Origin of the sequence: Saccharopolyspora karakumensis (assembly GCF_004349225.1) — a bacterium.
Taxonomy (GTDB): Bacteria; Actinomycetota; Actinomycetes; order Mycobacteriales; family Pseudonocardiaceae; genus Saccharopolyspora; species Saccharopolyspora endophytica.
In genome coordinates, this window is the sequence record NZ_SMLA01000005.1 from 67,908 (window position 1) to 91,579 (window position 23,672).

Sequence of the window (23,672 nt, forward strand, 5' to 3'; positions counted from 1 at the left end):
ATCGTCCACCGGTCGGCGGCGCGACGGGTGCGGCGCCGGCGGGTAAGAACAAGTGCACAACGGGCGGTGCGATCCGGCACCTCGGCGGATTAGGTTCGACAGAAGCCGTCATCGCGGAAGTGGGGTTGGAAGTTGCGCGTTCACGTCGTGTCCGACGTCCATGGCAACGTCGAGGCGCTCAAGCGCGCCGGCGACGGGGCCGACGCGCTGGTCGTGCTGGGTGACCTGATCGACTTCGTCGACTACCACGATCACGGCAACGGCATCCTCGGCCGCGTCTTCGGCGCGGAGAAGGTCGAGCGGTTCGCGGAGCTGCGGCGCAGCCGCCGCGGCCCGGAGTTCGGGGCCTACATCCGCTCGCTGTGGGCGAGCCTGACCGACCCGGCCCAGACGGTCGCCGACGCCGTGCGCGAGCAGTACGCGGAGCTGTTCGGCGCGATGACCGCGCCCACCTACGCGACGCCGGGCAACGTCGACGCGCCCTACCTGTGGCCCGAGTTCGCGCGCGAGGGCATCCACGTCCTCGACGGCGAGACGACCGAGATCGGCGGGCTGACGTTCGGGTTCGTCGGTGGCGTTCGGTTGCCCGAAGGAGCGACGCTGCGCGCCCACTCGGCCTGGGTGCCCTACCTGCGTGTCGCGGAGGAGTACGACGAGGCGGTCGCCTCGCTGCCCGCGGTGGACGTGCTGTGCACCCACCAGCCGCCCGCCGTCGCCGAGCTGACCTACGACGTGGTGGCGCGCAGCCAGGAGGCCGGTTCCGCCAGCGTGCTGGCGCGCATCAACGCTGATCAGCCCCGGTGGTCGCTGTTCGGGCACGTGCACCAGCCGCTGTCGCAGCGGATGCGCATCGGCTGCACCGAGTGCGTCAACGTCGGGCACTTCAAGCGGACGGAGCGGCCGTACGTCCTGCGGTGGTGAACGACGCCCGAGGAGGTGAGTTTCGCGGACTTCGCAGAAACCTCGCTCCTCGTTGACGCCGCGCGGGTGGCTACCCGGTAGCCTGCGCGCATGGTCGATCAGTCCACCCAGTCCATCGAGATCGAGGCCCCCGCTGCGCGGATCATGGCGGTCATCGCGGATTTCCCGGCGTATCCGGAGTGGGCGGAAGCGGTCAAGGAGACCGAGGTGCTCTCCCAGAACTCCGGCGGGAGCGCCGAGCGGGTCCGCTTCGTGCTGGACGCGGGCGTGGTCAAGGACACCTACACCAACGTCTACAGCTGGGCCGCCGACGGACTCTCGGTGAGCTGGGAGCTGGTCGAAGGCCAGGTGCAGAAGGCCCAGAAGGGCAGCTACACGCTCAAGCCGCTCGGTGACGCGCGCACCGAGGTCACCTACAGCCTCGCGGTCGACCTGGCGATCCCGATGATCGGCCTGTTCCGGCGCAAGGCGGAGAAGATGATCATGGATACGGCGCTCAAGGAGCTCAAGCGCCGCGTGGAAGCGGAATAGATCGCCCATTGCGCATCCTGCTGTTCACCGGAAAGGGCGGGGTCGGCAAGACGACCCTGGCCGCGGCCACTGCCGCGCGCGTCGCGGGCGACGGCGGCAAGGTGCTGGCGGTCTCGACCGACCCGGCCCACTCGCTGGCCGACGCGCTCGGAGCCGGCCTGGGCGCGCAACCCGCCGAGGTCCGCGTCGGTGACACCGGCGCGGTGCTGCACGCCGCCGAGGTGCAGACCCGCAGCCTCGTCGACGGGACCTGGCGCGAGCTCCGAGAACACCTGCGAACCCTGTTGCGCGGCGCGGGAGTCGGCGAGGTCGACGCCGAGGAGCTCACCGTGCTGCCCGGCGTCGAGGACCTGCTCGCGCTGACCGAGGTGCACCGGCTCGCGAGCAGCGGGCTGTGGGACACCGTCATCGTCGACTGCGGCCCGACCGCGGAAACGCTGCGCCTGCTGGCCCTTCCGGAGTCCCTGGCCGGATACCTGGAACGGCTGTTCCCCGCTCATCGCAGGGCCGTTCGCGGACTGCTGGCCGGCATCGCCGGCAGCGACCAGGTGGAGCGCTGGGACGCCGTCGCCGACGGGCTCGGCAGGCTCGCCGAGCAGCTGTCCGCGCTCAAGGACATGCTCACCGACCCCGGCACCAGCGTTCGCCTGGTGCTGACGCCGGAATCGGTCGTCGCCGCCGAGACCCGCCGGACGCTGACGGCCCTCGCGCTGCAGCGGATCCGCGTCGACGGGCTCGTCGCCAATCGCGTGGTCCCGCACCCGGGTTCGGCCCGGGGTGACGCCGCCGGCTGGCTGCGGACGCGCCGCAAGGAGCAGGAGGCGGTCCTCGACACGCTGCGCGCGGCCACCGACCTGCCGCTGCGCACCGTCGTGCACCGGGCCGCCGAGCCGGTCGGCACCGCGCAGCTGCTGGAACTCGGCGCCGAGCTCTACGGCGACGGCGACCCGCTCGCCAACGACGCGACCCCGCCGGAGATGCGCGTCGGCGGTGGCGGCGGCAAATCGCTGGACGCGGAGTACACGCTGCGCATCGGTCTGCCGCTGCACCCGGCGGCCGAGCTGGACCTGGCCCGGATCGGACCCGAGCTGGCGATTACCGTCGATGGACGGCGACGGCTGGTCGCCCTGCCCGCTGTGCTGCAGCGGTGCGTGGTGACCTCGGCCGTGGCCGGTGACGACGGGCTGACGGTGCGGTTCCGTCCCGACCCCGATCTGTGGATGCGGTGATCCAGATGCGCGAGCACGATCAACTGCTCGAAGAGCTGCGGCTGCTGTTGGACGCCCTGGCGGGCAAGGCGGAGGAGTACCTGCGCGGCTGCCCGCGCGAAGGGCAGCCGGACGAGTCCGGTGCGGGCTGCGGCTGTTGCCCCCTGTGCGCCGCGATGGACCTGTCGCGCGGGCAGCGTCCCGAGCTCAACGACCAGCTGCTGGGCATCGTCCAGCAGCTGCGGCAAGCGCTGGCCGACCGCGCCGAGCCCTCCGCGGACGAGCCGGAGGAGGCTCAGCCGGAGGAGCCGAAGGTGCAGCGCATTCAGGTCCAGCGGGTCGCGGGACCGGTCTTGGCGGAGAGAGACGCGGTGTGCTGACCATCGGCGTGGACGTGGGCGGTACCAGCGTGCGCGCGGCCGTGGCGGACGAGCACGGCCAGATCCTGCGGACGCACCGGGTGCCGACCCCGAAGACGGGGCCGGAGCTCAACACGGCCATCGCCGACACGGTCCGGGTGCTCACCGACCAGTACCCGATCGACGGAGTCGGTCTGGCGGTCGCGGGTTTCGTCAGCGAAGACCGGCGGGTGGTGCGGTTCGCGCCGCACCTGCCGTGGCGGCACGTCGCCGTCGCCGACGAGCTCTCCCACCGGCTGGGGCTCCCGGTGGTGCTGGAGCACGACGCGAACGCGGCGGCCGTGGCCGAGCAGCGCTTCGGCGCTGCGGTCGGCGCCGGGGTCGCGGCGCTCGTGGCGCTCGGGACCGGCATCGGCGGTGCGCTGGTGATCGACGGCGAGGTCTTCCGAGGCGCGTTCGGCGTCGCCCCGGAACTCGGCCACCTGCGGTTGGTGCCGGGTGGTCGGAAGTGCCCGTGCGGCAAGAGCGGCTGCTGGGAGCGCTACTGCAGCGGAACCGCGCTGGCCGCGACCGCCGCCGAACTCGTCGGAACCGGCACCACGTCGCTCCCGGCGGAACCGTCCGGCCTCGACGTCGCCCGCGCCGCGGACGCCGGCGACGAGGTCGCGGTCTGCGCGATGGACGACCTGGCCCGCTGGCTGGGGGAGGGGCTGGCGTTGGTCGCCGACGTCTACGACCCCGAGGTCGTGGTCATCTCCGGTGGTGTCTCCGACTCCGCGCACCTGTTCCTGGACAAGGCCCGCGATCACTACGCCGCGGCCGTCACCGGTTCCGGTCACCGGCCTCTCGCCCGGGTCCGGGTCGCCCACCACGGCGACCCGGCGGCGATGATCGGGGCGGCAGCCATGGCGCGCCAGCACGTCCTGACCGGCCCGAAGGTGTCCTGAGAGCGGGTGAGCGCAGCGGCAGAGCCGCTCAGGTTCCGCTCCCCGAACCGCCGAGCACAGCGGCGACCCGCAGACTGCTAGACCTGCGCGCCGTCGTCGGAATCGCTGGGCGGCGTCTGCCGGAGCCGGAAGAGCAGCCAGCCGATCCCGGCGCTGATCAGCACCAGCCCCAGCGGCAGCTTCACGGTCGCCGCGATGCCCGCCAGTCCGGGGATCAGCAGCACCAGCACGCCGAGCACCACGACCCCGACTCCGAGGAACGTCGCCGGGCGCGGGATCGGCAGCGGCGGAGGCTCGGGCGGAACGAAGTGCTCCTCCTCTTCCGCCGCCGGAGCCCAATCGCGCGGTCCTTGCTCGGCGGGCGGCTCCACCGGCTTGGTCTCGTCCGGTGCGTCGGACGCCGGGCGCGTCTGCTCGTCCGAGGACGGCTGCGGCTGCGCGTCGTCCTCCTCGCCCGGCCACTTGCCGAACTTGGTGTCGCGCTCGAGGTCGGCGACGATCTCGGCGAAGGCGGCGTCGATGTCCTCGGGCCCGTCCGAGGAGTTGTGGCGGGCGCTCATGCCGATTCCCCGACCCGTGCGCCGTGGACGCGGTGCACGAACTCGACGCTGTCGCTGAAGATCCTCGGTGCGTCGTGGTCCAGCGTCGCGACGTGGTAGCTGTCGTCGAGCACGACCTCGGTGACGTCCTGGCTGCCCACCTCGTTCAGCACGATCGCGGAGTTCTCCGGCTCCACGACGTGGTCCACCGCGGAGTGCAGCAGGAGCAGCGGCTGCCGGACCGATCCGAGGTCGGCCCGCACCACGCCCCACAGCTGCTGCAGGCTCGCCATGCCGCGCAGCGGCAGGCGCGAGTAGGCCAGTTCCACGACCTCCGGTTTGGCGATGTCACCGGCGATGGCGGCCAGCGACGGAACCACCCGGCTGAGCACCGGCAGCAGCTTTGCCTCCTTGCGCAGGGTCATCACCGACGGGTTGACCAGCACGATCCCGGCGATGTCGGGGTTCTGCTCGGCGAGGCGCAGCGTCAGCGTGCCGCCCATCGACAGGCCGAAGACGAACACCGACCGGCACCGGTCGCGCAGCTCGTCGAGCGCTTGCTCGACAGCGCCGTACCAGTCGCGCCAGGTCGTCCGGTTGAGTTCCTGCCACCGCGTTCCGTGGCCGGGGAGCAGCGGGCAGCGCACGGTGTGGCCGGCTTCGGCCAGGTGTTCGGCCCAGCCCCGCATGCTCTGCGGCGTGCTGGTGAAGCCGTGGCACAGCAGCACGCCGATGTCGTCGGAGCCCTCGTGCGCGAATGGTTCTGCGCCGACTAGCACTGACCCTGTTCCTCCCACCCGTGAACCTCCCACCCGGCTCGAACGCCACGGGGCCGCTGTGCCTGTTGCGCTTCATCGTCGCACGCGGAGCCGACGATTGGGACTGGCTCGTGAGCGTCCGAGGATCCGCTGTTCGCGCCGATGCGGACAACGAGCGGAACGGAGGATTCCATACCAGGTGTGACGTGATCGGTTTCCGGACGGTGCTCATTGTGCGCAAAGTTCGCGCTCCGTAGGCTGAACAGCAAAGTTTCGCGCGTGAGGAGGCGGCGGCGCCGTGATGTACTGGGTGATGAAACACCTACTGCTCGGTCCCCTCATGAAGTTGTTCTGCCGCCCGCGAGTCGAAGGCGTCGAGCGCGTGCCGCGCGAGGGGGGCGCGATCTTGGTCAGCAACCACATGGCCGTCGCCGACTCGTTCTTCATGCCGCTGATGATGCCGCGCCGGGTGACGTTCCTGGCCAAGCGCGAGTACTTCACCGGCAAGGGAGTGCGCGGCAAGTTCAAGAAGGCGTTCTTCTCCGGTGTCGGTCAGGTGCCGATCGACCGCTCCAGCGGTGCCGCCGCGCAGGCCGCCCTCGACACGGGTGTGCGGCTGCTGTCGGAGGGCAAGCTGCTGGGCGTCTACCCGGAGGGCACCCGCTCCCCGGACGGCCGTCTCTACAAGGGCAAGACCGGTGTGGCCCGGATGGCGCTGGAGTCGGGGACGCAGGTCATCCCGATCGCCATGTTCGGCACCGACAAGGTCAACCCGATCGGCTCGAAGATGTGGTGGCCGCACAAGGTCGTGGTCAAGGTCGGCGAGCCGCTGGACTTCTCGCGCTACGAGGGCATGGCCGGCGACCGCTTCGTCGAGCGCTCGATCACCGACGAGATCATGTACGCCCTGATGGAGCTCTCCGGCCAGGAGTACGTCGACGTCTACGCCTCCAAGGTCAAGGACGAGCTGGCCGCGCAGGGCAACGACCTGGGCGGGTGGAGCACCAGTTCGGCTTCGCGGCTCCCGCAGTCCAAGGCGGGCTGACGGGCCGGACCGAGCAGCTCGAACGAGGCCGCATACGCTTCGTGGGTGCGGTACTTCTACGACTGCGAGTTCATCGAGGACGGGCGGACCATCGAGCTGGTGTCGATCGGTGTGGTCGACGAGACGGGTCGCGAGTTCTACGCGGTGTCCACCGAGTTCGACGCCGCCCGCGCGGGCGCCTGGGTGCGTGAGCACGTCCTGCCGCAGTTGCCGCCGCCGGCCGAGCAGTGCTGGAAGTCCCGGTCCCGCATCCGCGAGGACCTGTACAAGTTCCTCACCTCGCGCAGCGGGAACATCGAGCTCTGGGCCTGGTACGCCGCCTACGACCACGTGGCGCTGGCGCAGCTGTGGGGGCCGATGCCGACGCTGCCGTCCCGGATCCCGAAGTTCACCCGCGACCTGCGGCAGCGCTGGGAGGACGTCGGCAAGCCCAAGCTGCCGTCGGCCCCGGACAACGCCCACGACGCGCTCGCCGACGCCAAGCACAACCTCGAGCGCTGGAAGGTCATCGAGGAGATCCAGCGCAAGCGCGGATACCCGCTGTGATTCCGCCATACCGGCGAGTAAGCGCGTGAGGTTCTTGCTGCACCGATCCAGTCCGTGCAACGCTGTCCCGAGGGGGAGACGTGGATCACTGACGGGTTGGATTCGAGGAGGCGGCAACAGCGATGTCCGCTGGAATGCGTGTCGGAGTACTCACCGGTGGCGGCGACTGCCCAGGGCTCAACGCGGTGCTCCGCGCGGTGACCCGCAAGGGGATCTCGGTCTTCGGGCACGAGATCATCGGATTCCGGAACGGCTGGCTCGGCCCGATCGAAGGCCTGACGACGCCGCTGACGCTGGACAAGGTGGAGGAGATCCTCAACCGCGGTGGCACGATCCTCGGTTCCTCGCGCACCAACCCGTACAAGGTCGACGGTGGCGTGGACCGGCTCAAGGCCACGATCGCCGAGCACCGGATCGACGCGCTGGTCGCCATCGGCGGTGAGGACACCCTCGGCGTGGCCGAGAAGCTCACCCAGGAGGGCGTGCCGGTGGTGGGCGTGCCGAAGACGATCGACAACGATCTCGACGCCACCGACTACACCTTCGGCTTCGACACCGCCGTGCACATCGCCACCGAGGCGATCGACCGGCTGCGCACGACGGCCGAGTCGCACCACCGCGCGCTGGTGGTCGAGGTGATGGGTCGGCACGCGGGCTGGATCGCCCTGCACTCGGGCTTGGCGGGCGGCGCGAACGTGATCTTGGTGCCGGAGCAGGAGTTCAGCGTCGAGCGCGTCGTGGACTGGGTCCAGCAGCGCTTCGAGCGCCAGTACGCGCCGATCATCGTCGTCGCGGAGGGCGCGATTCCGGAGGGCGGCGAGGAGCTGCTGGCCGGTGGCGAGAAGGACGCGTTCGGGCACGTCCGGCTCGGCGGCGTCGGCACCTGGCTGGCCGATGAGATCGCCAACCGGACCGGCAAGGAGTCCCGCGCGGTCGTGCTCGGTCACACCCAGCGCGGCGGCACCCCCACGGCCTACGACCGGGTGCTGGCCACCCGCTTCGGCCTGCACGCCATCGACGCCATCACCGACGGCGACCACGGCAAGATGGTCGCCCTGCGCGGCACCGACATCGTGCGGGTCCCGCTCAGCGAAGCGACGGCGGCGCTCAAAACGGTCCCCAAGGAACGCCTCGCCGAAGCCGAAGTCCTCTTCGGCTGACCCACCCGGCAACGCGGGGGCCTCGAGCGAGGCCCCCGCGTTCCATCATGTGGACGCGTGTTCTCATCCGGTTAGGCTCTTCCTTCGCGATTCGAACGGTTCGCAGCGTTGCGGCCGACATCCCCGTTCATCCCGAAGGAGCCCGCGTGTCCACGCAATCCGCCGCCGAGCGCCCGCCGGTGCTCATCCGCTCGGCGCAGGACGTCACCGAACTGGTCAACTCGGGTGCGGCGCGCGGCAGTCACGCGAAGATGATCGTCCTGCTGGCGCTGGGCGGGATCTTCCTGGACGCCTACGACCTGACCTCGCTGGCCTACGGCATCACCGACATCAAGCAGCAGTTCGGCCTGACCTCGGTGGGCGCGGGCGCGGTGACGGCCTCGATCAGCGTGGGCGCGATCCTCGGCGCCTGGTTCGGCGGCGTGCTGGTCGACAGGCTCGGCCGCTACCGCGTGTTCATGGCCGACATGCTGTTCTTCGTGATCTCGGCGCTGGGCTGCGCGCTCGCCCCCAACGCCGAGGTGCTGATCTTCTTCCGGTTCCTGATGGGCTTCGGCGTCGGCATGGACATCCCCGTGGCGATGGCCTTCCTCGCGGAGTTCTCCCGGCTGCGCGGCAAGGGCAGCAAGGGCGCGCGCACCGCGTCCTGGTCGACGGCCTGGTACGTGGCCACCAGCGGTTGCTACGTGGTGATCATGGCGCTCTACTTCCTGCTGCCGGAGGCCCACCACGGCCTGCTGTGGCGGTTCACCGTCGGATTCGGCGCGGTGCCCGCGCTGGTGATCCTGCTGGTGCGCAACAAGTACATGAACGAGTCCCCGTCCTGGGCGGCCGACAACGGTGATCTGCGGCGCGCGGCGGAGATCCTCACCCGCTCCTACGGCGTGAACGCCACCGTCGCCGAGGACGCGCAGGTTCCCGAGAAGCCCGAGCGCAAGGGGCTTCCGGAGGTCAAGCGGCTCTTCGAGCGCCGCTACCGGGCCCGCACCTTCCAAGCCCTGACGATCGGCCTGGCGCAGACCTTCGGCTACAACGCGGTCGCCTACGGCCTGCCGGTGATCATCGCCAGCATCCTGGCGCAGGGCGCGCTGAACACGATCAGCGCATCGCTGGTGCTCAACCTGGTCTTCGCGGTCACCGGTGGTGTGCTGGGGATCCGGCTGGCCAACCGGGTCGGCGCGTGGAAGCTGACGTTCGTCGGATTCTCCGTCCAGCTGGCCTCGCTGGTGGCGCTGGCCCTGATCGGCAAGCCGGACGGCACGGCCTACGTGCTGTTCGCCATCGCCGCGCTCGGCGCGTTCATGTTCGCCCAGGCCTCCGGTCCCGGCGCGCACTTCATGAGCTTCGCGTCGCTGAGCTACCCGACGTCGATGCGCGGCACCGGCCTCGGCTTCAACCAGGGCACGTTGCGCGTCGGCTCGACGCTGGCCCTGTTCTTCTTCCCGGTCCTGAGCACAGCTCTCGCCAGCGGCGTCTTCTGGGTGATCGCCCTAGCGCCCCTCATGGGCCTCATCGCCCTGATCGCCAAGCGCTGGGAACCGGTCGGCTACGACGCCGACGCCGCCGAAGCGGAATCCGAGCGAGCGCAGGTCAGTAGGGCTTCTTCCACACCACGACGTCCAGCATGAGCTGGCTCCCTTCGCCTTGGAGGATGGTGACCCGGCCGTAGGTGCCGCTGGAGGTCTTCACGCAGAACGCCGCGCCGGTGACGGCTTCTTCGTAGCTGGCTTGGCTCTTGTACGGAGCTCGGATGCAGTCGTCGAGCGTGGGTTGTCCGTTGCCCATGTAGGCCAGGTCGTGCGGCGCGCTCAGGTATCCGCCCGAATTGCTGAGGTCGTCGGTGAGACCGGAGTTGCTGCTGCTCGATGTTGGCTTCGCGATCCAGTAGGGCTCGCGCGAGTCGAGGTCCAGCGCGTAGGACGACGTCAGCGCGATGGGCTTGTCGCCGCTCGCTCGGGCGATCCCGGATTCGGCCGGGGCGGGCGCGGCCTGCGACGACGTGGCCGGTGTCGATGCCGGAGACGAGACCGGAGCGTCGCCCCGGCCCGTCGTCGAAGGCGGAGTTGTCTGCTCGGTGCCGGACTGCTGATCTCCGCTGGTGGGCGCGGAGACCACGGCCCTTGTGATGATCACGGAGAGAAGAACCGAACCGGCGACGATCACCGCGACCGAGAGGATCACCTTCACGCCCACGGGTTTGCCGCAGCTGGTCCACAGCCCCATCGTTCCCAGCGCCACGGCCACCACGGCGATGAACGCGGAGATGAACGGGGTCGGGTTGGCCACGAAGCTGGCGAAACCGGCTGCGTTCGCGGCGATGCCGAGCAATGCCCACACCGGATTCGCGAGCACGCCGCTCTTCGGCGGTTTCTCCGGCGCTTCCTGCCCCGACTCACCCCAGCGCGTCTGCGTCACCAACCGCTCCTCTCAAGATCGCGACGCGGCGGAGGATAGCGCCGCATCCGCCGGCGAGAGGGCGTTTCCGGCCGGAGAGAACGATTTCGCGCGAAATCGTCGCCCCGCGTCGTCGCCTCCGCGGGGCAGTGATCGGCGAGGTCGGCCGGGTGGGCGGGCGTCTCCCGTGTGCCAGGGATGGGGTCAGCGGCGCGTGGCTTTGAGGGTGTCGTTGCAGTCCTGGCAGGTGGGGGCGCAGATCCAGTCCATTTCGGAGGGGGTTGCGAGGGCGAAGGTTTGGCCGCAGTGGGCTGGTTGCGCGAGGTCGGCGTCCGCTCGTCTTCCTGGGAAGGCGTGCCGGGTGAGCCCGTAGCCGCTCTTCTCGTCCGCTACCGGGAGCCAGAAGTAGCGTGCGGCCTCGGTCATTCGGTACCTCCAACTCGACACTGACGATTACCTAACGTTGCGCGAATGACACTAGGAGTGACGTGCGAGCCTGAGGGACAACGCGGGGACCATGCTCGGGTGGAGAGCACCGGGACGCGGATCGCCGTGGGCGCGCAAGCTCGCCGGGTGGACGCAGCAGCAGTTGGCGGCGCGATTGTGCGTGTCGACCAGCCTGGTGAAGAAGGTCGAGCAGGGAAGAACCCCGCCGAGCCCTGCGTTCGTCGCGGCCTGCGCCAAAGTCTTCGGCGTCGACACCCGCGAGCTGCACGGTGTCCGGGTGTCCGATGCTGTCGAGGATTTCCACAGCGAGCGGGCTGACATTCCGCAACTCCGGGAGGCGTTGCACGCCTTCGACGATCCGCGGCCCACCGCACCGGAACTCGGCCCCCACGAGTTGCGAGTGCTCCTGGACCGCTCGGAACGTCTCCGTGCGGGGCAGCGGTACGACGATCTGGCGCGCGGTCTGCCGCAGGTGCTGCACCACCTCTACCTCCTGGCCGAGAGAACCGCGCCGGGCACCAGCGGCGGCGAACAAGCCCGAGCCCTGTTGCACGACGCCTCCCGGCTGAGCACGTCGGTGGTGGGGAGGTTCGGGCATCCGGACCTGGCGGCGATCGCTTCGGAACGCCACGTCGCACTCGCCCCGGCGACTGGTGATCCGCTGAGGGTGGCCGTCTCCGACTGGCACCGGTCGAGCCACTTCCTGCAGGCAGGGCACTACTCGGCGGGACTCCGACTTCTCGATCGCTCACTGCGGCGCATCGCCGAGCATCGGGACGGGCGGGCGCTCGGAGTCCAGGCGCAGCTGCACCTGCGGGCAGCGGTGCTCGCCGCGCGCAGCGGTGACGCCGGGCGCGCCGACGACCACATGCGGTCGTCGAGAGAGGCGATCGGCCGCGGCGCCGTCGCGACGCCGTACTTCAACACCGGCGAGCGAGCTCCACGCCGACGTGCACTGGTGCGCGGTCGCGGTCGAGCGCGGTGGCCGGGTTTCAGTCGTCGACCCGAGGCGACCTGAGCGTGTCGCGCATCACCACATCGACCAGGCTCGGGCATGGGTGTTGTCAGGGTGCATCCGTCGGTGCGGGAGAGCGTGCGGGCGATGTTCGGGCGGCGTCGCGCGCCTGCCGGCGCGGTGGAGTTCGCGCGCTGGGTCGGGGTTGGCGGGAACTGAATCGACGCCGACCGGTAGTGGACGTCGCGGGTCCGAGTGTGAGACTGCGCTCCCGACGAAAAAGCAGTAGCGCGGAGCGCCTATTCTTGACCGCGTGAACTGGACCGTCGACGTCCCCGTAGATGACCTGCCCGAGTTGCCTCCGCTGCCGTCGGAGATGCGTGCCCGTCTTGATGACGCCCTGGCTCGCCCCGCGGCTCAGCAGCCGACGTGGCCGGACCAAGAGGTCGGCAACGTTCGCAAGGTGCTGGAGAGCGTTCCGCCGGTGACCGTGCCCTCCGAGGTGGACCAGCTGCGCCACCACCTCGCCGCGGTCGCCCGCGGTGAGGCGTTTCTGCTGCAGGGGGGTGACTGCGCGGAGACGTTCGCGGACAACACCGAGCCGCACATCCGCGGCAACATCCGGACCCTGCTGCAGATGGCCGTCGTGCTGACCTACGGCGCGAGCATGCCCGTGGTCAAGCTCGGGCGGATCGCCGGCCAGTACGCCAAGCCGCGCTCCAGCAACACCGACGCGCTCGGCCTGCCCTCCTACCGGGGCGACATGGTCAACTCGCTGGTCGCCACCGAGGAGGCCCGACGGCACGACCCGTCGCGGCTGATCCGCGCCTACGCCAACGCCAGCGCCGCGATGAACCTCTCCCGCGCGCTGACCAGCGCCGGGATGGCCGCGCTGACCAAGGTGCACGACTGGAACAAGGACTTCGTCCTCAACTCGCCGGCCGGTGAGCGCTACGAGTCCGTGGCCGCCGAGATCGATCGCGGTCTGCGCTTCATGCACGCCTGCGGCGTCGACGACTCCAGCCTGCACTCGGTGGAGTTCTTCGCCAGCCACGAGGCGCTGGTGCTCGACTACGAGCGGGCCATGCTGCGGCTGGACCACAGCGGCGACACGCCCCGGCTCTACGACCTGTCCGGTCACTTCCTGTGGGTCGGCGACCGCACCCGTCAGCTCGACGGCGCGCACATCGCGTTCGCCGAGCTGATCTCGAACCCGATCGGCCTCAAGATCGGCCCGAGCACCACGCCCGAGCAGGCCGTCGAGTACGTCGAGCGGCTGGACCCGAACAACGAGCCGGGCCGGCTCACGCTGATCAGCCGGATGGGCAACGGCAAGGTCCGCGACGTCCTGCCCGCCATCGTGGAGAAGGTCACCGCCTCCGGGCACCAGGTGATCTGGCAGTGCGACCCCATGCACGGCAACACCCACGAGGCCAGCACCGGTTACAAGACGCGCCACTTCGACCGCATCGTCGACGAGGTGCAGGGCTTCTTCGAGGTGCACAACCGGCTGGGCACGCACCCGGGCGGCATCCACATCGAGCTGACCGGTGAGGACGTCACCGAGTGCCTGGGCGGCGCCCAGGAGATCTCCGACTCGGACCTGTCCGGTCGCTACGAGACCGCCTGCGACCCGCGCCTGAACACCCAGCAGTCGCTGGAACTGGCCTTCCTCGTCGCAGAGATGCTGCGCGGCTGAGGTAAGCCCTCGCTGGAACGGGCCCGGAAGTGTTTCCGGGCCCGTTCTGCTTCTGGTCAGCGGCGGAGCAGGCTTTCTTCGCGGAGGTCGCGGGTGAAGTCGCGGATGGGACCGCTCAGCCCGAGCGGGTCGAAGCGCAGCAGCGAGATCCCGCCCAGCACGGCCGCGCCGATGCCGACCGCGACGAACGGCCAGTTGTACATCGCCTGCTCGCCGTCGGGGTAGTAGGCGAGCACCAGCGCGATCGAGGCGCCCACCACGTAGGACAGGGCGCGGGGAGTCCAGGCGAACGCCGAGCCTAGGGCGAGGCCCCAGGTCAGGTACCAGGGCAGCACCACCGGCGACAGCAGCGCGCCGCAGCACAGCACGATCGCCGCGCGCCGCACGGCTTCGGTCCCGCCGTCGCGGGCCTGCCACCAGTTCCAGGCCAGCAGCGCCAGCAGCAGCATCGAGCCCAGCGTCCGGGTGGTGCCCACGATCGGCCAGATGTTGAGCTCGCCGAACAGCGACAGCACGGTGTGCACGGCCTGGCCGACAGCGGTCGGCGCCGACAGGTAGTTCACGATCATGCCGGGTGCCGACAGCGCCGACAGCCAGCCGAAACCGACCTTCGCCAGCGCCGTGCAGGCGCCGAAGACCACCGCGAACACGCCCAGCGCGGGCACGACCGCGTGCACGAACCGGCGCAGCCTCGGGCCCTCCAGCCGGGCCGCCCAGATCCACACCAGGAACGGCAGCGCCAGCCCGGCGGTCGCCTTCACCGCCATCGCCGCCGACACCAGGCCGATGCCCAGCACGCTCCGTCCCCGCAGCATCGCCAGCGTGCCCGTCGCGAGCAGGCCGATCATGAGCATGTCGTTGTGCGGGCCGCCGACCAGGTGCACCACGGTCATCGGGCTCGCCGCCACCAGCCACAGCGCGACCGGCAGGCGTCCACCCAGGTGCTCGACGAGTCCCGGCAGCGCGCAGATCAGCAGCACCAGGCCGCCGAGCAGCACCAGCCGCATGACGATGACGCTGGCGATCACGTCGTGGCCGGCCAGCAGGATCACGCCCTTGGCCACGCCCATGAACAGCGGGCCGTAGGGCGCGGGGGTGGTCTGCCAGGTGGGGTGGACGTTCTCCGGGATCGGGCCGGTCAGCATCGCCGGGCCCACGCCGTAGGGATCGAGGCCGTGGAGCGCGAGCAGCCCTTGGCCGAGGTAGCTGTAGACGTCGCGGGTGAACAGCGGCGGGGCGATGAGGATCGGCGCCAGCCAGGCGGCCGTCGCCCACAGCACGCCGCGCGAGGACACCAGTCGTGCGATCACGCCGCGGCCGAGTCGCACCCACGCCCAGACCAGCAGCGCGAATCCCACGTAGACGACGGTGACCGCGACATCGCGGCCGTGGCCGTAGCGCAGCACCGACAGCGGGCCGTCGCCGAGGATCGGGTCGTGGATGAGGGTTCCCGCGGCGCCGACCGAGCCGGCCAGCAGCATGACGGAACCGATCGCGCCGAGCGCGATGGTGCGCAGGGGCAGCGGACGTCCGGGGAGACGTCCGCCGAAGCTGAACGGGTCGGCTGTCGTGTTGTGGGTCCGTCCGGACCTTCCTGGTGCCGACTCCACGGAGACAATCGGGGCCATGGTGCGCTCAATATTTCCACAAGCGCCCGCCCGCCCGGCTCTGACCAGGTCAGATCGCGTGTTCCGGCGCGTTCACGGATGATCTTCGCGTCCCGGATCGCCCCAGGTAGATCCACACGTCGGAAAAACGTTACAACTTGGACACGAGATCAGGATCACGCCGACGGGTGCAGATCTTCCACCGAAAAGACGACCGCCGATCCGGCTAGCGCGTCGTCAGAACGCCGTGACGTGGATGGCCGAACCGGGCTGGACCCGGCTGCCCGGCAGCGGGTACTGGCCCAGGATCACCATGTCCTGGCGCTGGAACAGCGCCTGCACGCTGAGCTGGAGCCCGAGCTGAGCCACCTGCGCCTGCGCCTCGGTGACCTTCATGCCGTTGAGGCTGGGCACCGGAACGGCGTTGGACACGACCACGCCGATGCGCGGACGGCCGACCAGCTTGACCTCGGTGCCGATCGTCGGGTTGGTGCTGACGACCTTCCCGGCGTCGATGTCGCCGTCGAACTGCTGGCCCGCGTCGTAGGGCTCGAAGCCCGCGTTGCTCAGCGTGGTGAAGGCGTCGTCGCGGCTCATCCCGCGCACGTCCGGGACCTGCACCGGCGGCGGGCCCTTGCTGACGATCAGCGACACTTCGGAATTGAGGTTCACCCGGGTGCCCGGAGCCGGATCCACGCTGATCACGTGCCCCTCGGGCACTGCGCGGTCGTACTGCGCCGAGGAGCCCTGCTTGGGCTGCAGCTTGGCGTTGCGGATGAGGTTCTCGGCCTCCGCGACCGTGATGCCCGCGGCGATCTGCGGCACGGCGGGCTTGCCCAGTGAGACCACGACGTCCACCGAGCCACCGCTGCGCACCTGCGAACCCTCGGTCGGGTTCGAGCTGAGCACGATGCCTTCAGGCACGTCGTTGTCGTTCTCCCTGGTCACGTTCGGGGTCAGCCCGGCGCCTTCCAGCGTCTGGACGGCCTGCTGCTCGGACACCCCGACGATCCTGGGCACAGAGACGTAGTTGCCGAAGCCGAGCCAGAACGCCGCGCCGCCCACCAGCGCGGCCAGGACCAGCACGATCGCGGCCCACATCGCGCCGTTGCGGCGGCCCTTGCGCCGTTGCGGCTGCATGCCCGCGCCCGGCCGCGGGGTGTCGTAGTCCTCGGTGGCCGGGCGAGCGAGCGCGCGGGTGTGCTGGCGCGGCTGCTGCTCGAAGTTCGCCGGGACCGGCTCGACCCGGGTCGGCTGGGCTCGGACGGTCGGGAACTGCTCGGTCGGCGGGTCGGCGACCGGCGGCATCAGCGCGGTCGTCGCCTCCGAGGCCGGCACCGGCACGGCCACCGGGGCGATGCCCAGGTCGCTGCGCACCTGCTCCAACTCGGCCAGGAACGCCTCGGCGTCGGCGGGACGCTGCGCCGGGTCGCGCCGGGTGGCGCGCAGCACCAGCGCGTCGATGGCGTCGGGCACCTCCGGCGAGGTCGTCGCGGGAGGCGGCACGTCGTCGTTGACGTGCTGGTAGGCCACCGACATCGCGGTGTCGCCGGTGAAGGGCGGACGGCCGGTCAGCAGCTCGTAGAGCACGATCCCGGCGGCGTAGACGTCGGTGCGGGCGTCGGCAGCGCCCGTGGTGACCTGCTCGGGGGAGAGGTAGGCGACGGTGCCGAGGATGACGCTCCCGCTGGTCGTGCCGGCCTCGGCGGCGGCGCGGACCAGCCCGAAGTCGGCGACCTTGACCGACCCGTCGTTGCCGATGAGCACGTTCTCGGGCTTGACGTCGCGGTGCACCATGCCCGCGCGGTGGGCGGAGGCCAGCGCCGAGAGCACCGGCTGCATCACGCTGATGGCCATGGCCAGCGGCAGCTTCCCGCCGCGGTCCAGGATCAGATCGCGCAGCGTGCACCCCTCGACCAGCTCCATGACGAGGAACACGTGGTCGCCGTCGGGTCCGTGGTCCACGCCCTGGTCGTAGACGGCCACGACGTCGTTGTGGTGCAGCTTCGCGGCGGAGCGGGCTTCGCGCTCGAACCGGTCGACGAAGGAGCGGTCGCCCGAGTAGCGGGCGTCCATCACCTTCAGCGCGACCGGGCGCTCCAGGCGGGTGTCCAGACCGCGGTACACGGTCGACATGCCGCCGCGCGCGATGATCGAGTCGACCCGGTAGCGACGCTCGAGAAAGGCTCCGACGAGGCTGTTGCCTTGTCCTTGCCGCGTCTCAGGTGTCATCGCTCGCCATTCCCCGGGTTCCTTGCCACCACCGATTGTGGCAGGTACGCGCACGGTACCGGTGCTCGGTGGGGCACAGGTGGTGATCAACAACTTTACCCGCGCGGTGCGCGGCACGCCGGGCGGTCATGTGGCAAGGTGTTCGATGTGGTTGCAATCCCTGCTGCCCCGGACGTGCTGGCTCCCGATGTGGAGGTCGTGCCGCTGACCGCCGTGGCTGAGAAGCTCGGTCGGTCCGTCACCCGGGTGCATCAACTCATTCGTGATGGTCATCTGCTCGCCCTGCGGCGGAACAAGGAGCTGGGCGTGCCCAGCGCCTTCTTCGTCGACGACGAGATCGTGAAGGGCTTGCCCGGCACGATCACCCTGCTCCGGGACGCCGGTTACCACGAGGACGAGATCCTCCGGTGGCTGTTCACCCCGGACGACACGCTCCCGGGCGCTCCGATCGACGCGTTGCGCGGCGACCGAGGCCGAGAGGTCAAGCGCCGGGCTCAAGCGCTGGGCTTCTGACGGGCTCCCCGGGTGGTGTGGCGCCACCCGGGGAGAACGCGCTCAGCCGGGTTGGTCGTTGTCCTTCATCGAGCCCCAGCCGTGCCACCTGTCGACCTCGATCCAGGCGCTGACCCGCGGGTTCTCCCGGTTCGGGTACTGGTTGCCGAGGTAGTGGTGGGCGAGGCGGTCGATGTCGACCAGTCCTTCGTCGTCCTTGAGCTCGGTCACCCGGCCGACGACGGTGACGTGGGTGTACCAGTCGCCGGAGTCCAGGACGCTCAGCGTCACGCGCGGGTCCCGCTGGACGTGCTTGAGGCGAACGCGGGCCGCGTCCATGTTGATCAGCACCCGGCCGTCGTCCTCCCACAGGTACCAGGTGGGCGTGGACACCGGCGTGCCGTCGGAACGCAGAGTCGTGATCACGGACGGGTTGGCGCGGCGCAACAGCTCGACGGCGTCGGGCGGCAGCGGCGGCTTGGACATGAGGTCTCCTCGATCACTGGGGTGTCGTTGCGGCGGAGCCGTGAAGATCACCGATCCCCGCGATGAGCATCATCGCCACATCAGCGGCGCGCCGCCATCCGGGGTGCGGCGGGTCCGAACCGTCCCTTTCGCCTGGTCAGCTCGAGGTCGAACCGCCCAGGACCCGCTGCGCGGCGAGCTTCCCCGAGATGAGCACCGGAGGGACCCCGACCCCGGGAGTCGTCCCGGAACCCGCGAGCACGACGTTGCCCAGGCCCCGGACCAGGTTCTTGGGCCGGAACGGGCCCGTTTGGGAGAAGGTGTGCGCGGCCGAGAACGGAGTGCCCGCGGCATGCCCCTCCGCCGCCCACTCCACGGGCGTCACCAGGTCGGACGTCTCGATCGCCGTGCCGAACCCGGAGAACCCCCGGTCGTCGAGGACGCGCACCAGCTCCTCGCGGTAGCGGGGGCCCACGCGCGCCCAGTCGATCGGTCCGGTCTGCAGGTTCGGGCACGGCGCGAGGACGTAGTGCAGTTCCCGGCCGTCCGGCGCCAGCGAAGGGTCGCTCGCCGTCGGCCGCGTGACCAGCAGGGACGGGTCGGTCATCGGTCGTCCGTCGCGGATGATCTCGGTGAAGGTGCCCTGCCACGCCTCGCCGAAGGAGATCGTGTGATGCGCCGACGACCAGCTCCGCGTGGTGCCCGCGTGCAGCACCACGGCCGACGGCGACCAGCGCAACCGGCGCTTCGGCCGGCTGCCCAGCAGCCGGTGCACCACGGGCAGGTCGGGGGTGAGCACCACCGCGTCTGCGGCGATCCGCTCGTCCGCGGTGAGCACCGCGCTGACCCGGCCGCCGCTGCGCTCCAGCCCGGTCACCTCGGTCCCGTACCGGAACTCCACCCCGGCCTGCGCTGCCGCCTCGGCCATCGCCGAGGGCACCGCGTGCATGCCGCCGCGCGGGAACCACACGCCGTTGATCGTGTCCATGTAGGAGATCACCGCGTACAGCGCCAGCGCGCGGCGCGGGTCCAGACCGGCGTAGAGCGCTTGGAAGGAGAAGACCCGGCGCAGCCGCTCGTCGCGCAGGAACCGACCGATCGCCGGGCCGAGCCTGCCGAAGCCCCCGAGCACCACCAGCCGCGCCAGTTCCGGCGAGACGAGGTCCAGCGGCGAGTCGAAGTTGGCGTCGATGAACCGGTGCATCTCCGCCCGGTAGACCTCGGTCAGCCAGTGCCGCAGCCGCCGGTACCCGTCGGCCTCGCGCGGTCCGGCCAGCCGCCGCACCTCGTGCTCCATCGCTTCGGCGTCGGTGTGCACGTCCAGCACCGATCCGTCCGCAAACCTGGCCTGGTAGGCGGGGTGCAGCGGGATCAGGTCGAGCCGCTCGCGCACCGACGAACCGACGGCGTGCAGCGCTTCGTCGAGCAGTTCCGGCATCGTCAGCACGGTCGGGCCGGTGTCGATCCGGTACCCGTCGAGCACCTTCAGCCCGGCCCGGCCGCCGGGCACCCCGGCGCGTTCCACGACCGTCACCCGCCGCCCCGCACCGGCCAGGTGCAGCGCCGCGGACAACCCGGCCAGCCCGGCACCGACGATCACCACGTGGTCGGTGCGTCCGGTGACCGAGCGCATCGCGTCAGTGGCTTCGGTCGGTGACCGCGATGGCCAGCTCTGCCAGCCGAGACGCCGCGGGCTCGTCGAGCCCCGCGGTGTGCAGCGCGAGCATCGCCGATCCGGTCAGCTCGGTGATCCGCTTCTCCACGGCCGCCACCGCTCCCAGCTCGGTGAGCACCTCGCGGGCCGACGCCACGCGCTGCTCGGTGAGCAGCGGATCGCCCAGCACCTCGTGCAGCAGGTCCAGCTTCGCCTGGTCGTCGCGCTCGTGGGCCGCCGAGACGGCCTCGGCGATCAGCACCGTGCGCTTGCCCTCGCGCAGGTCGTCCCCGGCGGGCTTGCCGGTGACCGCGGGGTCGCCGAACACGCCGAGCAGGTCGTCGCGCAGCTGGAACGCCACGCCGATGTCCGAGCCGAACCGGCGCAGCGCGGTCAACGCCTCGGGCGTGGCACCGGCGATCTCCGCACCCAGCTCGAGCGGCCGCTGCACGGTGTAGGAGGCGGCCTTGAGCAGGCAGATCTTCAACGCGGCTTCGGGCGACTCGTCGACGTTGACCTGTCCCAGCACGTCCAGGTACTGGCCGGAGAGCACCTCGGTGCGCATCGCGCGCCACGGCCGCAGCGCCCGCATCATCGCCTCGGCCGGGATGCCCGAGCTGTGCAGCATGTCGTCGGCCCAGGCCAGCGCGAGGTCGCCGAGCAGCACGGCCGCGGCCATGCCGAACTGGGTGTCGTCGCCGGTGTAGTCGGAGTCCCGGTGCTGCTGCTGGAACCGGCGGTGGATCGTCGGTTTGCCGCGCCGCGTGTCGGACTCGTCGATGAGGTCGTCGTGCACCAGCGCGCACGTCTGGATCAGCTCCAGGGCGCTGGCGGCCTGGAGCATCGCCTCCGCCTCGGGCCCGTTGGCCGCGCCACCGCAGGCCCGCCAGCCCCACCAGGCGAAGGTCGGGCGGATGCGCTTGCCGCCGCCGAGCACGAAGTCGTTGAGCTCGGCCACCGCGGACCCGACGGCGGGGTCGAGGTCCGCCGCCTCGTCGCGCCGGGCCTGCAGGCAGGTGGCCAGCACCCGCTGGACGTGACCGGGCAGATCAGCTTCGAAATCGGCGTTGCCGCCGACGGCCCGCATGGTGGCCGAGTACATGGGAGGCACACCTCCATCCTGCGCGATGCGGTCACGCGGCTTCCTGCGGGGCCACGGCGTTGCTCCCCGTATCTGGGCGAACTCCGGAGGGTGACGATTACGGGTGGTCTCGCGAAGGCGGCGATCAGAGCTTGGCGCCGGGCCGGGTTCGCAGGTGGTTGCGCAGGGCGAGCGTGGCGATCAGGACCGCCGCGACGATCGCGACTCCGCCCACCAGCAGCGCCCACCCGATCCAGTCCATCCCGGAGCCGGTGGTGAACTGGAACGTTGCGTACGGCTGGGTGACCTCGCCCGGGCTCAGCAGCCAGGTGACCGTGCCCGCGCTCTCCTCACCGTTGGTCGTGGTGGTCTGACCCGGTGCGCTGATCTTGAGCTCGATGCCGCTGTCGGTGTCGGCCAGCGGCGTCAGGTCCGCCTGACCTTGGAAGATCACCAGCGTACCGCTGCGGTGCATCTGGAGCGAGAAGCGCGAATCCGCCGGGCTCATCGCCGCTGCGAGCTGCTCGACCTCCTGGAAGGAGAGGTCGTTGAACGACAGGTTCGCCCCGACCCTGGTGCCCTCCTGGTAGGGCCGGACCTGGACGCGATCGGCCAGCTCCGGGGGCGGCCGGAGGTCGAACGGAACCTTGCCGTCCGGTGTTTCGGTGGCCACCAGCACCTCCCCGGACACCATGTCGTCGCCGGAGATGGTCATGGCGGACCTGACGTGCAGGCATCCGCTGAGCATCGTGCCGAGCAGGACGATCAGCAGTACCAACAGGGTTCGGCGCGGTGTGTTCCCCTCCACGCGAGGGATGCTGCCATCGAAGCGGGGAGTTCGCCGTTCGTGTGATCGTCGGCCGTGTCCGCTTTTCGTCGTATCGCGTCGGTTCTTTCAGTGCGCGCTAGCGTGGCCGCATGGGAGTTGACCACAACGGCGTACACGGGATCAGCGATCGGTTCGTCGACGAGCTGGCGGCGCTCGATCCGATCGCGAGCACCTACCTGGGCCTGCCCGGTGGGGAAGAGCAACTGACCGACTACTCGCCCGACGGCCACCGGGCGCGCGCCGAACTGGCAGCCCGCAGCCTCGCCGAGGTGCGCGAGGCCGAACCGGCCGACGACGCCGAGCGCATCGCGAAGGCGGTGTTCACCGAGCGCATCGGGCTCGACCTCGAACTCCACGAGATCGGCGCGGACATGTCCTCGCTGAACGTGATCGCCAGCCCCGCGCAGGATCTGCGGCAGGTCTTCGACCTGATGCCCGGCGACACCGACGCCGACTGGCGAACCATCGGCCGCCGTCTCTCGGCGATGCCCGAAGCGGTCCGGGGCCTGCGCGCGGGGCTGACCGAAGCGGCCGCGGCGGGCAACGTCTCCGCGGCGCGGCAGGTCCGCAAGGTCGCCGAGCAGTGCGACACCTGGTCCGGGCGCAACGGTGAGGAGTCGTTCTTCGCCGCGATGGTCGGCCGCGCCCAGGGCGTCGAGGACTCGCTGCGCCGGGAGCTGGAGACGGCCGCGGAATCGGCTGCGGAGGCCTACGCCGGCCTGGCCGACTTCCTGCGCGGCGACCTGCTGCCCAAGGCGCCGGAGAAGGACGCGGTGGGCGAGGAGCGCTACCGGCTCTGGTCGCGCTACTTCACCGGCGCGAAGCTCGACCTGCGCGAGGCCTACGAGTGGGGCTGGCAGGAGTTCTCCGGCATCGAGGCGGAGATGAAGCAGGTCGCGAACCGGATCAAGACCGGCGCCACGCTGGCCGAGGCCGCGGCCGTGCTCGACACCGACGAGCGCTACCGGGTGCGCGGCCAGCGCGAGTTCGAGCAGTGGATGCAGCGGTTGTCCGACCAGGCCCTGGCCGATCTGCGCGGAACGCACTTCGAGATCCCGGACGCGCTGATGCGGTTGGAGTGCAAGATCGCCCCGCCGGGCGGGGGCGTCGGCGCCTACTACACCGGCCCCACCGACGACTTCTCCCGTCCCGGCCGGATGTGGTGGTCGGTTCCCGCCGACCGGCAGGACTTCCCGACCTGGCGCGAAGTGTCCACCGTGTACCACGAGGGCGTGCCCGGGCATCACCTGCAGGTGGCGACCTCGGTGCACGAGGCCCAGCGGCTCAACAAGTTCCAGCGGCTGGCCTGCTTCGTGTCCGGTCACGGCGAGGGCTGGGCGCTCTACGCGGAGCGGTTGATGCGCGAGCTCGGCTACCTCTCCGACGACGGCGACCTGCTCGGCATGCTCAACGACCAGCTCTTCCGCGCCGCGCGCGTGGTCGTGGACATCGGCATGCACCTGGAGCTGGAGATCCCGGCCGGAGCGGGGTTCCACGAGGGGGAGAGGTGGACGCCGGAGCTGGGGCTGGAGTTCATGCTCAGCCGCACCATCACCGACCCGGCGCAGGTGCGCGACGAGATCGACCGCTACCTGGGCTGGCCCGGTCAGGCCCCGTCCTACAAGCTCGGCGAACGCCTGTGGCGCGCCGCTCGCGACGAGGCCCGGCAGCGCCACGGTGCGCACTTCGACGTCAAGGCGTTCCACACCGAAGCCCTCAAGATGGGCTCGATGGGCCTGGACACCCTCCGCGAACAGCTCGCGGAGCTGTAGGACCGGCGGGACGGGAACTGCGGTGTTCGCC

The 23,672-nt window shown here is 70.6% G+C and carries 23 protein-coding genes; 13 read left to right on the forward strand and 10 right to left on the reverse strand.

From position 1 onward, the window contains the following. Positions 1–132: 132 nt before the first annotated feature. From E1202_RS05180 to E1202_RS05200, 5 genes are all read left to right on the forward strand, one after another. A complete protein-coding gene (locus tag E1202_RS05180; RefSeq protein WP_132681402.1) occupies positions 133–921 on the forward strand; it encodes a metallophosphoesterase family protein in 789 nt (262 codons plus the stop codon). A gap of 90 nt (positions 922–1,011) precedes the next feature. After that, positions 1,012–1,452 (forward strand): SRPBCC family protein, encoded by a 441-nt coding sequence (locus tag E1202_RS05185; RefSeq protein ID WP_132681403.1) that lies wholly within the window; start codon positions 1,012–1,014, stop codon positions 1,450–1,452. Between the two features lie 8 nt (positions 1,453–1,460). Further along, on the forward strand, positions 1,461–2,681 hold the full coding sequence (locus E1202_RS05190; protein WP_132681404.1) for an ArsA family ATPase: 1,221 nt from the start codon (positions 1,461–1,463) through the stop codon (positions 2,679–2,681). 5 nt (positions 2,682–2,686) lie between these two features. Next, entirely contained in the window at positions 2,687–3,040 is a 354-nt protein-coding gene (locus E1202_RS05195; RefSeq protein ID WP_132681405.1) for a hypothetical protein, read from the forward strand. Then, positions 3,034–3,966 (forward strand): ROK family protein, encoded by a 933-nt coding sequence (locus tag E1202_RS05200; protein WP_132681406.1) that lies wholly within the window; start codon positions 3,034–3,036, stop codon positions 3,964–3,966. The genes E1202_RS05195 and E1202_RS05200 overlap by 7 nt, the downstream gene beginning before the upstream one ends. Positions 3,967–4,043: 77 nt before the next feature. Here the strand turns inward: E1202_RS05200 and E1202_RS05205 are convergent, their stop codons facing one another. Continuing rightward, positions 4,044–4,526 carry a DUF308 domain-containing protein gene (locus E1202_RS05205; protein WP_132681407.1) on the reverse strand — a complete coding sequence of 161 codons (483 nt, stop codon included), beginning with the start codon at positions 4,524–4,526 and terminating at the stop codon, positions 4,044–4,046. Then, complete coding sequence (locus tag E1202_RS05210) at positions 4,523–5,284, reverse strand: alpha/beta hydrolase (RefSeq protein ID WP_132681408.1); 762 nt, start codon at positions 5,282–5,284, stop codon at positions 4,523–4,525. Before E1202_RS05210 ends, E1202_RS05205 begins: the two co-directional genes overlap by 4 nt. A 277-nt stretch (positions 5,285–5,561) precedes the next feature. Here E1202_RS05210 and E1202_RS05215 point away from each other — a divergent pair, with 277 nt between their 5' ends. The 4 genes from E1202_RS05215 to E1202_RS05230 all read left to right on the forward strand — a co-directional run bounded on the left by E1202_RS05215 (position 5,562) and on the right by E1202_RS05230 (position 9,642). After that, entirely contained in the window at positions 5,562–6,308 is a 747-nt protein-coding gene (locus E1202_RS05215; protein WP_132681409.1) for a lysophospholipid acyltransferase family protein, read from the forward strand. 45 nt (positions 6,309–6,353) lie between these two features. Next, the gene (locus tag E1202_RS05220) at positions 6,354–6,854 is read left to right on the forward strand and encodes a polyadenylate-specific 3'-exoribonuclease AS (protein WP_132681410.1); all 501 of its coding nucleotides are present in this window, start codon (positions 6,354–6,356) and stop codon (positions 6,852–6,854) included. 134 nt (positions 6,855–6,988) lie between these two features. Continuing rightward, positions 6,989–8,014 carry a 6-phosphofructokinase gene (locus E1202_RS05225; protein ID WP_132681521.1) on the forward strand — a complete coding sequence of 342 codons (1,026 nt, stop codon included), beginning with the start codon at positions 6,989–6,991 and terminating at the stop codon, positions 8,012–8,014. Between the two features lie 146 nt (positions 8,015–8,160). After that, a complete protein-coding gene (locus E1202_RS05230) occupies positions 8,161–9,642 on the forward strand; it encodes an MFS transporter (protein WP_235877721.1) in 1,482 nt (493 codons plus the stop codon). On the opposite strand, the gene E1202_RS05235 is transcribed toward E1202_RS05230, so the two are convergent. Further along, positions 9,605–10,429, reverse strand: coding sequence for a hypothetical protein (locus E1202_RS05235; protein WP_132681412.1), 825 nt, complete (start codon positions 10,427–10,429; stop codon positions 9,605–9,607). The two genes, E1202_RS05230 and E1202_RS05235, sit on opposite strands and share 38 nt — an antisense overlap. 183 nt (positions 10,430–10,612) lie before the next feature. Continuing rightward, positions 10,613–10,834 carry a hypothetical protein gene (locus tag E1202_RS05240; RefSeq protein ID WP_132681413.1) on the reverse strand — a complete coding sequence of 74 codons (222 nt, stop codon included), beginning with the start codon at positions 10,832–10,834 and terminating at the stop codon, positions 10,613–10,615. A gap of 91 nt (positions 10,835–10,925) precedes the next feature. Here E1202_RS05240 and E1202_RS05245 point away from each other — a divergent pair, with 91 nt between their 5' ends. Both E1202_RS05245 and E1202_RS05250 read left to right on the forward strand, forming a co-directional pair. Beyond that, positions 10,926–11,873 carry a helix-turn-helix domain-containing protein gene (locus E1202_RS05245; protein ID WP_132681414.1) on the forward strand — a complete coding sequence of 316 codons (948 nt, stop codon included), beginning with the start codon at positions 10,926–10,928 and terminating at the stop codon, positions 11,871–11,873. Between the two features lie 250 nt (positions 11,874–12,123). Beyond that, positions 12,124–13,509, forward strand: a complete 1,386-nt coding sequence (locus E1202_RS05250) for a class II 3-deoxy-7-phosphoheptulonate synthase (protein ID WP_132681415.1) — start codon at positions 12,124–12,126, stop codon at positions 13,507–13,509. A 56-nt stretch (positions 13,510–13,565) separates the two neighbouring features. Here E1202_RS05250 and mptB read toward each other — a convergent pair whose 3' ends face one another. Both mptB and pknB read right to left on the reverse strand, forming a co-directional pair. Continuing rightward, on the reverse strand, positions 13,566–15,137 hold the full coding sequence (mptB, locus tag E1202_RS05255; protein ID WP_132681416.1) for a polyprenol phosphomannose-dependent alpha 1,6 mannosyltransferase MptB: 1,572 nt from the start codon (positions 15,135–15,137) through the stop codon (positions 13,566–13,568). A gap of 216 nt (positions 15,138–15,353) precedes the next feature. Further along, a complete protein-coding gene (gene pknB, locus E1202_RS05260) occupies positions 15,354–17,348 on the reverse strand; it encodes a Stk1 family PASTA domain-containing Ser/Thr kinase (protein ID WP_132681417.1) in 1,995 nt (664 codons plus the stop codon). A gap of 147 nt (positions 17,349–17,495) precedes the next feature. Here pknB and E1202_RS05265 point away from each other — a divergent pair, with 147 nt between their 5' ends. Continuing rightward, complete coding sequence (locus tag E1202_RS05265) at positions 17,496–17,861, forward strand: Rv2175c family DNA-binding protein (protein ID WP_207918473.1); 366 nt, start codon at positions 17,496–17,498, stop codon at positions 17,859–17,861. 42 nt (positions 17,862–17,903) lie between these two features. Here E1202_RS05265 and E1202_RS05270 read toward each other — a convergent pair whose 3' ends face one another. From E1202_RS05270 to E1202_RS05285, 4 genes are all read right to left on the reverse strand, one after another. Then, positions 17,904–18,326, reverse strand: coding sequence for a PPOX class F420-dependent oxidoreductase (locus E1202_RS05270; protein ID WP_132681418.1), 423 nt, complete (start codon positions 18,324–18,326; stop codon positions 17,904–17,906). A gap of 136 nt (positions 18,327–18,462) precedes the next feature. After that, positions 18,463–19,938 (reverse strand): phytoene desaturase family protein, encoded by a 1,476-nt coding sequence (gene crtI, locus E1202_RS05275; RefSeq protein WP_132681419.1) that lies wholly within the window; start codon positions 19,936–19,938, stop codon positions 18,463–18,465. A gap of 4 nt (positions 19,939–19,942) precedes the next feature. Further along, positions 19,943–21,061: a polyprenyl synthetase family protein gene (locus tag E1202_RS05280; RefSeq protein WP_235877723.1), complete on the reverse strand. Its 1,119-nt coding sequence runs from the start codon at positions 21,059–21,061 to the stop codon at positions 19,943–19,945. 124 nt (positions 21,062–21,185) lie between these two features. Then, the gene (locus tag E1202_RS05285; protein WP_235877725.1) at positions 21,186–21,848 is read right to left on the reverse strand and encodes a DUF3153 domain-containing protein; all 663 of its coding nucleotides are present in this window, start codon (positions 21,846–21,848) and stop codon (positions 21,186–21,188) included. A 110-nt stretch (positions 21,849–21,958) separates the two neighbouring features. On the opposite strand from E1202_RS05285, the gene E1202_RS05290 reads away from it, so the two are divergent. After that, on the forward strand, positions 21,959–23,641 hold the full coding sequence (locus E1202_RS05290; RefSeq protein WP_132681420.1) for a DUF885 domain-containing protein: 1,683 nt from the start codon (positions 21,959–21,961) through the stop codon (positions 23,639–23,641). The last annotated feature ends 31 nt before the right edge of the window (positions 23,642–23,672 follow it).